The following is a 12,049-nucleotide window of genomic DNA, read 5'->3' on the forward strand; positions in this document are numbered from 1 at the left end:
ATTAGATAAAATCTATCAAACAGCGTAAGTGTTCAATTTATTATTGCAATTTACGAACAAAATAAGACACAAAAAGCCACCTTTAAACAAGGTGGCTTTCACATTATTCAACTGAATTTTTAGCTGCAGTTAAAATCTTCATTGTTTCCAAAGTATTGACAAACGCTTCATCAGCTCTCCGAACATCATGTTGATCGATCATCTCGGCAAATGCAGTGAACTCACTTGCCATGCGATGTGGATATTTATTAAAGTTGTAACGCTTCGGTTTTTGTCCACGCATTTCGACGGTAAAGTTATCAAGCGTACCAGTTGAACCGTCAAAATAAATGCTGCCTTTTTCGCCTTCAATGAACGAACGTGGCGTTACATAACTGTCCTTTGAACCGATCAAAGTTACTTGTTTATCAGGATAAGAAAGATGCAGGATACCCGATGTATCAATGCCTTTTTGCATGTTGGCGTAGTATTTTACCTTATCAGGCAACCCGAGCAGTCCAGCGGCAAGGTGGATATTGTAAATATTCAAGTCCATCAAGGCGCCGCCATCTTTTTTCGGATCAAAAACGGGAGCAATCTTACCTTCAAGGAAGGCGTCATAACGGCTAGAGTATTGCGTATAATTTAAAGAAACGATATGAATTGGAGCAATATTATCTAATTCTTCTTTGATCTTTTTGTAGTTTTCTAAGTAGATATTAGTGATAGCTTCAACGATAATTAAATCTTTTTCATCGGCCAATCGCTTTAATTCTTCGGCTTCAGCTGTACTTAATACAAATGGCTTTTCGCAGATGACATTTTTGCCATGTTCAAGTGCAAGCTTAGCTAGCGAGTAGTGCAAGAAATTAGGCACGCCGATATAGACCGTATCAACGTTGCTGTCTGACATTAATTTTTCATTGTCAGTATAGGTTTGAGAAATATTGTATTTTTGTGCTAATTCTTGCGCGATGCCTGCGCTACGCTTGGTTGAAGAAATTGCGGTTAATTCTAAGTTATCAATTTGATCAGCAGTAGTTAAAAAGTCTTGAACAATCATGCCGCTGCCGATAATTCCTAATTTCATCGTGAATACCTATTTCTTTTTCTTATTATTGTCAGTAGTTGGCAAATTCTTAGCGTTCGTAGCATTAGTTGGAACCTCTAAGAAGTCGTGACTACCAAAGTTGCCATAGCTTTGACCGACCTTGACTGTCATCATTTTGCCAAGCTTCATGTTAACGAAGACGTTAACGGTAGCTAATTTATTGTTTTTCACTACCGCCTTAACCGTCATTGATTTGTATTTGCCTAATTTTTGAATTTGCTTAAACACTTTAGCTTGACCTGTGCTTTGTGGAGTAGTATCAAAGATAGGAGTAGCTGCTTTTTTCATCAAAGCTTTATCACTTATTTTAGCAGTTAAAGTGTAGGTGTTTTTATTGCGCTTTAACTTGTAAGCTTTAATCAACTCAGCACTAGGATTAGTGATCAAGTGATTATTCATAATTGCATCAGTTAAATCGGCATATGAGTGTCCGGTTAATTTCTCTAGATCAGCTTTATACCAAGTGTCACGACCATTGATATAAACGTTGTTCATGTTAACCCATTCTTCGCTAGAGCGGGTCTTGCCCTTGCTAGAAGTTTGATTGGTTATATGGTAAACCGTTGAGTCACCGCCAAATGTGGTGTTGGCAATAGCTGCTTGGTTAGAAGTGTCAGTGCCAAGAGTAACTGATTGAATAACTTGACCACTCTTGAAGCCCTTTTTCATTTTTTGAACTACCTGAGTTTTGTTTAAAACAGGATCAGCTTTCTTTTCTTTTTGGCTACAGCCACTGAGTAAAAAGACGGCGGCTAATGATATACCGATAATTGCTTTTTTTAATTTCATAATAAAAAATCTCCTAAATAACTATTTCTATTATAACGAAAAAGCCCAAATCTATGCTTAGATTAGAGCTTTTTTATATTAATTATTTTTTATCTAATGTTCCTAAATCTACGGGATTCTTTTTAACTGCACTAGGAACGGACAATTTCTTAATTTGATCAATTTGATCTACATTCATAGTCAAAGTCTTCTTTTGCCCATCATCTTTGTAGCTAGAAACAATTTTTACATCATTGACATTGTAATTTTTATCAACATCGACCTGAATTTCAGTATTGATTGGCTTTACATCATCAATATCAATTCCGATTAAAGTTGTAACTGCCGCGTCAGACACGATCGCGTTCCAAACTCTTTTGTTGTTTCCTTTATAAATAAGGGCATAATTGTTGTCATTCTTTTTGACTTTAAATTGTTTGTGCAAAGGAATAAATGGAGTTAACAAGTTGCCATTTAAGCTTTGAATGAATGATGAATAGGTGCTAGCCTTAGTAGTGGTCTTAAACCAGTGACTGCTGTTGGTGCCTTTCATTTGAATGTAGCTATTTTTCCCTTCAACCCACATTTTATAGTAATTAGAAGTTGCGGAAACATTGGCATAAATGATCGTAGGTTTAGTTGTATATTCAACCGCAGCCTTTTGTGAAGTTTTGCCATTGCTTTTTTCGTCCCAAGTGGCATGCATCGAATTATAATTTGCTTTTTGTGCTTTAGTTAAAATAGTTTTGGCGCTCGGCAGGTTGTCGCCAGATTTAGCGCTTTTTTGCGAGCAAGCGGATAAAAATAATGCTAATAAGGCAACTAAGCCTAAAATTAGTTTTTTATTCATAAATTTCATTTTTTACACTTCTTTTTGAATATTTTACTTAAAAGTAACATAAAAAAGAAGATAATAGAAAGTGAACATCAAAAAAAGATGTTTTTTACTCATTTCTCTATGAAAAAAACTGTGAAATGTGTAAAATATGGATGAAACATTGAATTTTAAAAGGAGATATTTCATGTCAAAATTAGTTTTAATCCGTCACGGACAAAGTGAATGGAACCTTTCAAACCAATTTACTGGTTGGGTTGATGTTAACCTTTCAGAAAAAGGTGTTGAAGAAGCTAAGAAGGCTGGTCGTTTAATCAAGGAACACGGTCTTGAATTTGATCAAGCTTATACTTCATTATTAACTCGTGCCATCAAGACTTTGCACTTCGCATTGGAAGAAAGTGGCCAACTCTGGATTCCAGAAATGAAGACTTGGAGACTTAACGAACGTCACTACGGTGCTCTTCAAGGTTTGAACAAGAAGAAGACTGCTGAAAAGTACGGCGATGAACAAGTTCACATTTGGCGTCGTTCATACGATGTTTTGCCACCAGCTATTGATGATGACAATGAATTCAGTCAAGCACATGACCGTCGTTACGCAAACTTGGACCCACACATCGTTCCTAAGGCAGAAAACTTACACGTATGTCTTGACCGTGTAATGCCATTCTGGGAAGATCACATTGCTCCGGACTTACTTGACGGCAAGAACGTAATTATCGCAGCTCACGGTAACTCACTTCGTGCTTTAACTAAGTACATCGAAAACATTTCTGATGACGACATCATGAACCTTGAAATGAAGACTGGTGAACCAGTTGTTTACACATTCGACGAAAACTTGGATGTTGTTAACAAGGAAAAGTTGGACGACTAATTTAATTAATGGTTATTCACACAAAAAAGGAACTTTGCAAGAAGCTCCTTTTTATTTTGTATTTTTTAGGAAAAAAAAGCACCCCAAGAGGGATGCTCTATTTTATCAACTTGCCCCAAAAACTATTTTTTAAACATTTAGTTTCATAATTTTTTGGAACAAGTATATTATATTATAAATAAAAAAATTTACCATTTTTTTCTAAGGAAAGAGGAACGATATGAAAATATTAGTAACCGGTTTTGATCCTTTTGGCGGAGAGAAAATTAATCCTGCAATTGAAGCTGTAAAAAGATTACCTAATGAAATAGCTGGTAACAAAATAATTAAGTTAGAAGTTCCTACTATTTTTTATCAAAGTGCTGATGTCGTAAAGAAAGCGATTGAAAAAGAAAATCCTGAGATGGTGATTAATGTAGGACAGGCAGGTGGTCGCGGTGCTATTACGCCCGAAAGAATAGCAATTAATTTTCAATCGGGTTCAACTCCTGACAATTCTGGTAAAGGTCCTAAAGAAGGTAAAATTCAAGCAGACGGATTAGATGGCTATTTTACCCAATTGCCAATTAAAAAGATGGTAACTGACATTCGTCATGCCGGAATCCCTGCACAAATTTCAAATTCTGCGGGGACGTATGTCTGCAATCATCTTTTTTATGAAATTCAATATTTAATTCATCACGATTATCCTGATTTAAAGGGCGGCTTTATTCATATTCCATATTTGCCAAGTCAGACTAAGAATGGACGTTATCCTTCAATGAGTTTAGAGAATATGGTAGTCGGGCTGACAGCGGCCATAAAAGCGGCTGCAATGTGTTAAAAATTGACAGTTACCCCTTTTAAGTGCTATTTTTGTCAATGGAATTAAAGTGGGGAGAAAAATATGCAAACAATTGATAATTCTCTCTTACAAGTCTCTGTCGATGAGAATGGGGCCAAAATGGTCCATCTTGTATCTATTAATGATAATTATGATTATCTCGGCGAAAATGGGACTGAAGAGGGTATGGCAATTGCTTTTCCGGTGCTTGATCAAGGCAATAACTGGGCTAGCAAACTGCCCTGGACTGTCGTAGATAAAGGTGATACTCGAGTCAGTTTGACTTTAATTGATACACCGGAAAGCTATAAAAGTTTTCCATATCATTTTGAAGTGATGATAACATATGCTTTGGAGGGCAATCAATTAAAGATATCATTTTATCTAAAGAATTCATCACATAAGGAATTACCATTTTCATTAGGCTTTGTGTTGCCAAGTACTTGGCAAAGTCAGAGCAGCGTTAACAAAATTAGTTTAATTAATGAAGAACATGGAATAGATATTGCTTCAACTGATTTTAAGTTAGCCGCAGAAGATGGTAAAGTTACTGCTTTTACTGATAAAATTGAATTAGAGGCTGAAAGTAGCCGCAATTTTGAGATTACATTGACACTAAAGTAAAAATAAGTAACGATTTTAATAAGATGTAGGAAGCAAGTCAGCGATGATTTGCTTTTTTTGTTATAATACACTCAATGTGAATTTACATATAGGTATGATTTATGAAGAAAAGTAGAAAAGAGTATAGAAATCACCCGACAGAGACTCGAGTGCAAAATCATAAATATAAAAAGCGCCATGTTTGGGCGTGGGTCACGGGGATAATAGTCTTAGTAGCAGTAGTTGCGACCGCGGCTTATTTTGCTTCTGTATATTTCCGAACAAAGAACGCTGTTGATAAAACCTATGATCCGCAAACTGCAGTGAAAACTACAGGTGAATTTAATGGAAAAAAACGTTTTGCTGTTTTATTGATGGGAACCGATACTGGTGCTCTTCATAGAACAGAAAAGCGTGGACGAACTGATACCATGATTTTAGCTGTAGTTAACCCTGCTAAGAAGCACTATACGTTGGTTTCTATTCCACGTGATACGATGGCGCAAATGGTTGGTACAGATGAGTTTGGGGTAGAAAAAATTAATGCTGCCTATGAGATAGGCGGAGCAAGAATGGCAATGGACACTGTCTCTGAATTAATTAATGTGCCTGTTAAATATTATGCTGTAGTTAATATGGGCGGGATCATGAAAATGATTCGTTATGTTGGCGGCATTAATATTCGACCAACGCTTAGCTTTGAATATGGCGGTTATGTCTTTAAGAAAGGTAAATTAACCCATATGGGTGGTGCCGGAGCACTTGCTTACTCGAGAATGCGTTACGATGATCCTAGAGGAGATTATGGTAGGCAGGAGAGACAGCGACAAGTCATCACGACATTAATTAGAAAGGCTGTTTCGATTAGTTCACTATCAAATTTAGATTCAATTCTAACCTCTGTTTCAAACAATGTACGAACCAACTTGCCATTTAGTGCTTTACAACAAATTGCAATGAATTATCGTGATTGTGCTAAAAGCTCATCAAGTGATTATCTTCATGGCTATAATGCTGAGGTTGAGGATGCCGCATATCAAATTCAACCAACTAGTGAATTGCAACGAATTTCTGATTTAGTGCGCACAGAGTTGGAATTAGAAAAGGAAGTTGTTCAGAATAACGAGACCTTCCAGAATGAACAAAATAAAGCTAATGGCTTTAGTTTTAAGAGTGGCAAGATTCAGCATTATCATATCTATGATTACACCGGAGAAGGGGATAATTAATGGAGCGAGTTTGGGCCACGCTGATTGGCTATATTTTTGGTAATTTTCTGACAGCGATGGTTGTTGGTAAAATCTTTTTGAAAATAAACCCTACAGAATATGGTTCACATAATCCAGGAACAGCTAACATGGGGGCTGTTTTTGGTAAAAAATGGGGTATTTTAACTTGTTTGGGCGATTTGCTAAAAAGTTTGATTGCTCTGTTTATTGTGTATTTTGTTTTCCCAGCACATATCAATATTGCATATACTGGTCTGGGATTGATTTTAGGACACTGTTTTCCAATTTGGGATCATTTTAAAGGCGGTAAAGGTGTTGCAGTTGCCGCTCAGGTAGCGGTCTTTTATGATTGGAAGGCAGGATTTGCAACTTTGCTAATTGCTCTGGTATTAACTGCAATTATGCAAAATTTGACGATTCCACCAATTGTGTTTATGCTTTTATTCAGTGTTTATGAATTTTGGCACAATCAAGAAGCAGGAATTGTCTTTTTGGTGATTACTTTAATTATGATTTTCAAGTTCTGGCATGATATTATTGATTTCTTTACCGGTCATGGTAAAAAAGTTGATATTTTATATTCAATTAAAAAGAAGTTGGGAATTAAGAGTAAGTAATAACAGAAAATTTTAGTAAGGACATAGACTAGGAAAATGAGTGAGATTAATAAAAAGAAATCACTGAATGTTGGTCAAATTGTTTGTATAATCTTGGCTGCATTTTTAATGCTAGTGCAGATGTTTTCATGGGGGAAGACCTTTGGTAGATTGCCATTGAGTACCTTAATGAGATTTATTCCAGGAATGCTAGGTAGTGCAACATTAGTGCTTGTACCGATGGCTTTTGGTGCTGTATACAGCAAAAAGAAAATCCGTCCAACTGAAGCATTCAGATTCTGGATTATTGCAGTTGTAACGCTGATACTTCTGTATTTGGCTAACTTCATTAAGCGACCAGGTAGTTTTGTCATGTGGAAGCTGTGGGGTGTGTTCTTCCCAGTTTTGACAAGTACTTCAGTTTTACTGGCTGGATTGATTTTCAGTATTTTGGCTCAACCATATCTGTATGAGTTGCAACGCCGAATTACAACTAAGCAAAATGTGTTGCTGCTTAGTGCATTGACATTAGTAGGCTTTGCTACTAGTGCAGGTACAATGTACTTTAACTACTCCATTTACGGTGTTTACCTCGTGTTATACTTTGCTTGGGGGATGTTCTTGGCCAATGTTAAGATCCCTAAGAAAGTCTTTGGCTGGTCAATTGCTGCAGGAGTATTTTCATTCTTTGTAATGTTTATTGGGGTTCCGGGATTTAACGGTGTCTACTGGTATCAGCGTTTATCCGGACGTAGTGGAGTTTATTCTTGGACTCCTAAGTTTTTAAGTAATCCTACCTCGCCATTTCTATTTTTAATGGTCTTGGCAGTATTCTTAATCTTTAGAAAAGTAATCGTTAGCTATAGCGCTAAGGATATGCGTTTCTTTATTCCAATAATTATTTTTATGGACGCACCAATTATTGGTGGGTTTGTAAGATCATTCCGCTTTACTAATAGTGCTGGTTTTAACAAGTTCTTGATGATCGTCATTATGATGATCGCAGCTCTTGCGCTGAACTATTTGTATAACCGCTTTTTATTTAGAATAAAGCCGATTAAGAAGACAGTTGAGTTCTTCAATAGTCATGATAATTTAGCTGAAGTTGTGGAATATGGTTGGAAGAACTTCACAGCATGGGTAGTTGAAAACCGAGTAAGACTTCTTACTTGGGGCTGGTTCTATATCTTGAGTTTTGTTTCATTCTTAATTGAATCAGATAACTTAAGAATTCAAATTACAACAGCTACAGATATCAATGCCGTAATTTTCTTGCTCGGAACTAGATTCTTTGCAATCATTTTGACAGCCATTTTCTTGGATGCCATGTTTGCAATTTTCTACTTCATCACAACGCGTTACTGGACTTCAACCATTTTGGTTAGTGTAATTACCATTGGTTGGGCCATTGCCAACAAGATCAAGCTTAACCTTCGTGGTGAACCTATTTATCCAACTGAACTTGATGAAATTGTTAACTGGAAGACCTTGCTTCCAATGGTTGGTCAACAAAAGGTAATTATGATTGCCGTTGCTTTAGTGATTGTAATTGCTTTGACTGTTTTCCTTGAAATCAAGTTTCCAATTAAGAAAAAGGGTTCATGGAAGCGCCGTGGTATCTGGGCATTGCTCAGCTTGCTTTTGTTTATGACACCAGCTCGCTTCAACCACGATGGCGGAATCATTTATCACATCAACCGTGGTTTTGATAACAAGCAATCATTCAGAAACCCTGAACGTGATATTCAAATTAACGGTCCATTATTGAACTTCTTGAACTACTTCGATTTACAGATTATGAATAAGCCATCTAATTACTCCAAGGCTACGATTAATCACTTGAATGAAAAGTATGGCAAGATTGCTGATGAAATTAACAAGACTAGAAAGAATACTTTAAAGGATCAAACTATTGTCTACAACTTGAGTGAAAGTTTTGTTGATCCATATACTTTCCCAACAATTAAGATTGATCCTAAGGTTCCAAATCCAGTTAAGTTTATTCAATCAATGAAGGACAGATCTACTTACGGTAGCATGCTTAGTGCAGGTTACGGTGGTGGTACTGCCAACATGGAATGGGAAACTTTGACAGGATTTAACATGGGTATGTTCAAGTCAACCTTGACTCCATATGTACAAATCGTACCAAACTACGACTTCTACCCAACCATTGGTATGGACTTCAACTACAAGTCAGCTGTTCACCCATTCATTGGTACTTACTACTCAAGAGTAGAAGACTACAAGAGATTTAAGTTTAACAAGTTCGTTTACCTTGGTTCTAAATACAAGATCATTGATCAAAAGAAACTTGGTAAGAGTACTTACAACTCTGACTTCACTACTTATGCTAACGGTTTGAGACAAATCAACAGCATGAAGGGTGGTCAATTTATTAACTTGATCTCAATTCAAAACCACATGCCTTACAACAACTGGTATCCAAACAACGAATACATGGGTAAGGTATCTGGTGAACTCTTCAACACTGCTGCCGTTCGTGAACAAATGGCAACTTACATCAAGGGTACGCAATACACCGACAAGGCAGTTAAGAAGTTTATTGGTCAAATTGATAAGATCAAGAAGCCAATTACCATTGTCTTCTACGGTGACCACTACCCAAGTATCTTGTCACAAAACTACACTGGCAGATACCCAGTTCAAATGCACTCAACTCGTTACTTCATTTACTCTAACAAGTACGCTAGAGAACATGGTGCTAAGGAGAAGTTGACTCACAACACTAATTACGTCAACACTAGCGACTTCACTGCAATGATGCTTGAACAAACTAATTCTAAGGTAACTCCTTACCAAGCATTACTTACTGAAGTTCACAAGAAGCTTCCTGCAATCACCATTAACTTTAACGGTGATAAAGGCTTCCAATTAGTTGATCAAAAGGGACACTTCGTTGATCCTAAGAAATTGACTTCAGAACAACAAGCAATTTTGAATGACTACGAAATGGTTCAATACGATATGACTGCTGGTCAAGCTTATGGCTTGAAGGCTAAGGGCTTCTACAAGTTGAATAACTAAACAAAAGACCGAACACGAAGTTCGGTCTTTTTTGTGTCTAATGGTAAAATAGTAGCTAAGAAAAAACGTGTTAAAGGTGATTAAAATGAAAAAGATAATGACAATGGCACTAACAAGTGCTGCACTTCTTGGACTTTCTGCTACAACTGTTCAAGCTGGTACATATAATCCAAAGAATACTACTAGTTTTAATGAAAAACGCCCGAAAATCCCCGTATTTTAATGCGGGGATGGATAGGGCCAAGCTGACCTAGCAGTCAGCTTTTTTTATTCTAAAAATAGAGACATACGTTCGACTTCCCTGTAAAATATAAATATCTAATCTATGAGTCATGTGGTGATAAGTCAATGTAAATTGTAAATTTTATTTTTAATTAGTTTGTGTTAAAGCCAAAATTTGCGTGCATGAAACTAGGCCCTATTTCAAGGGTTTTTAATAACTATTATTTACTCCTCCAAAAATGTTTTAGACCAATTGATCACCTCGGTGTTTGATAGATTTGACCATTTTTGAGCAGAGTGAAAATGGTCCTAACTAGTTTTCTTGCACAAAGGACGCAAGCACGTTTATGCGGGGAATAGAAAGCTTCATCGTACTTCTTTTGATAGTACTTCCGAAAAACGGGATCTCTTAATCTAATTAGGTTGGCAGCTTCAACCAAATAATATCTTAGATAATGATTGCCGTTTTTGGTCATTGGCTTGTGTTCGCTGTCAAAATCACTAGACTGCTTTTGACGCCAAGCTAGGCCGGCGTATTTAGCCAGCTGAGCTTCAGTATCGAACCGATCAATACTACCAATTTCAGCGATGATGCCAGCAGAGTAAACTGGTCCAATTCCCGGAATAGACTGCAGTATTCTCTCTTCAGGGAGCGCTTGAACGATGTCTGTAATTGCTTTATCTAAATTTTTAATCAATTTCTGATTGGTTTTAATCTCGGTATAGTAAACAGATAATACTGCATCAATTGAGTCTTTCATGACTTTACCTAAACGATAGGATCCTCTGACGGCTTCCCTGATTGCTTTAGCTAAAGCTTCTGGATCAGAGAAGCGGCCGCGTCCCTTAGTCTGAAGGTAATCAATTAAATCCTCGATTGGCATCTCAGTGATTTCATCGATGGTTTTACTATCAGTCACAATAGACAGCATTGTTGCGCCAAAGATAGAAGTTTTAATATTTTCCTTGTCAACGGTAACCAGTTTGTTTAGACGATAGTAAAGGGCTTCAATGAAGTGCTGCTTAGCTCTGGCCAGGGAAGACGTGATTTCATATCTGGTTCTGGTTAGACGCTGGAGAGCTAAGTATTCCTCTTGTCGAGCGATAGTGACGTGATACTTGCCAAAGCGTAAGTATTCCGCGATGTAATAGGCATCAATAGGATCATTCTTATTTTCTTCGTAAACGTCATGAAATCGTTTAGTATTTTTGGGATTAACGACATCAGTTTCAAGATTAAGCTTTTGCAAGTCCTCATCATTGGCAAAGAAATAGGCTGGATGAAAGCTATAAATTGAAGTAGCCTCCATGCCGATAATTACCTTGTCATAGCTATTCTGTTTAGCAAGTTGGAGAATTAGCTTTTTGACCTTATTAGCGCCAGTCAGATCATTAGAAAAAGATTGGTTAAGCAAAGGTTTTTGATGATTTTCTGAGTCAGTAATAGCGACTTGCAAGTCTTTAGAACTGACGTCAATTCCTATAAAAAGTTTCATTGAGAATGGCCTCCTTTCTAACAAATATTTGGTCATAGATCGATCATCACATGTTAGCCCCTAATTACAGTTTCTAAGACAGTCTCGCAAAATATAAGTATTCACAGGTTCAAGCTAAAAAGCTGCGACTGAAACTGCTCTGAATCAGTAATAGCCAGAATCAATACAGCATGTGAGTAAGTCATTAGCAAAACTGCTTGGGCGGCAGACTTACAAAGTAGTCAAGCTACAGGAGGTGAAAACCTATACCAATTGACCAAGGTCAATGACAATTAGAGACTAGCATCTGATGATCGAATAAACAAACTAAAAAGACAATCAACACAGATTTAATTTATATAATACGAGGAGGTGAAATCATGAAAAGAATGAGCAGCTTAGCCTATCATTTTGGCGTTAAGCTTCGCTTTTATCCTAGTTCTAAGCAAAAGAAAATCATCAAGCTAAACTATGATGCGC

At 36.9% G+C, this 12,049-nt stretch carries 11 protein-coding genes; 7 read left to right on the plus strand and 4 right to left on the minus strand.

The annotated features are described in order from the left end of the window. Positions 1–103: 103 nt before the first annotated feature. The 3 genes from CP355_RS08095 to CP355_RS08105 all read right to left on the minus strand — a co-directional run bounded on the left by CP355_RS08095 (position 104) and on the right by CP355_RS08105 (position 2,717). Entirely contained in the window at positions 104–1,069 is a 966-nt protein-coding gene (locus CP355_RS08095; RefSeq protein ID WP_098044304.1) for a Gfo/Idh/MocA family protein, read from the minus strand. A gap of 9 nt (positions 1,070–1,078) precedes the next feature. After that, positions 1,079–1,879, minus strand: coding sequence for a hypothetical protein (locus tag CP355_RS08100; protein WP_098044305.1), 801 nt, complete (start codon positions 1,877–1,879; stop codon positions 1,079–1,081). An 82-nt stretch (positions 1,880–1,961) separates the two neighbouring features. Next, positions 1,962–2,717, minus strand: a complete 756-nt coding sequence (locus tag CP355_RS08105) for a DUF6612 family protein (RefSeq protein ID WP_098044306.1) — start codon at positions 2,715–2,717, stop codon at positions 1,962–1,964. A 163-nt stretch (positions 2,718–2,880) separates the two neighbouring features. On the opposite strand from CP355_RS08105, the gene CP355_RS08110 reads away from it, so the two are divergent. From CP355_RS08110 to CP355_RS10310, 7 genes are all read left to right on the plus strand, one after another. Continuing rightward, positions 2,881–3,573 carry a 2,3-diphosphoglycerate-dependent phosphoglycerate mutase gene (locus CP355_RS08110; RefSeq protein WP_003630668.1) on the plus strand — a complete coding sequence of 231 codons (693 nt, stop codon included), beginning with the start codon at positions 2,881–2,883 and terminating at the stop codon, positions 3,571–3,573. A 220-nt stretch (positions 3,574–3,793) separates the two neighbouring features. Beyond that, on the plus strand, positions 3,794–4,396 hold the full coding sequence (pcp, locus tag CP355_RS08115) for a pyroglutamyl-peptidase I (protein WP_098037067.1): 603 nt from the start codon (positions 3,794–3,796) through the stop codon (positions 4,394–4,396). A 63-nt stretch (positions 4,397–4,459) separates the two neighbouring features. Continuing rightward, positions 4,460–5,020 carry an aldose epimerase gene (locus CP355_RS08120; RefSeq protein WP_087176742.1) on the plus strand — a complete coding sequence of 187 codons (561 nt, stop codon included), beginning with the start codon at positions 4,460–4,462 and terminating at the stop codon, positions 5,018–5,020. 101 nt (positions 5,021–5,121) lie between these two features. After that, the gene (locus CP355_RS08125) at positions 5,122–6,228 is read left to right on the plus strand and encodes an LCP family protein (RefSeq protein ID WP_098044307.1); all 1,107 of its coding nucleotides are present in this window, start codon (positions 5,122–5,124) and stop codon (positions 6,226–6,228) included. Beyond that, positions 6,228–6,845 carry a glycerol-3-phosphate acyltransferase gene (locus CP355_RS08130; protein WP_025005701.1) on the plus strand — a complete coding sequence of 206 codons (618 nt, stop codon included), beginning with the start codon at positions 6,228–6,230 and terminating at the stop codon, positions 6,843–6,845. Before CP355_RS08125 ends, CP355_RS08130 begins: the two co-directional genes overlap by 1 nt. Positions 6,846–6,881: 36 nt before the next feature. Then, positions 6,882–9,872: an LTA synthase family protein gene (locus CP355_RS08135; protein WP_098044308.1), complete on the plus strand. Its 2,991-nt coding sequence runs from the start codon at positions 6,882–6,884 to the stop codon at positions 9,870–9,872. A gap of 85 nt (positions 9,873–9,957) precedes the next feature. After that, entirely contained in the window at positions 9,958–10,095 is a 138-nt protein-coding gene (locus tag CP355_RS10310; protein ID WP_158227267.1) for a hypothetical protein, read from the plus strand. Positions 10,096–10,351: 256 nt separating this feature from the next. On the opposite strand, the gene CP355_RS08140 is transcribed toward CP355_RS10310, so the two are convergent. After that, positions 10,352–11,590, minus strand: a complete 1,239-nt coding sequence (locus CP355_RS08140; RefSeq protein WP_098044309.1) for an IS110 family transposase — start codon at positions 11,588–11,590, stop codon at positions 10,352–10,354. Between the last annotated feature and the right edge of the window lie 459 nt (positions 11,591–12,049).

This window comes from Lactobacillus sp. UMNPBX4, from assembly GCF_002554115.1.
Lineage (GTDB): Bacteria > Bacillota > Bacilli > Lactobacillales > Lactobacillaceae > Lactobacillus > Lactobacillus gallinarum.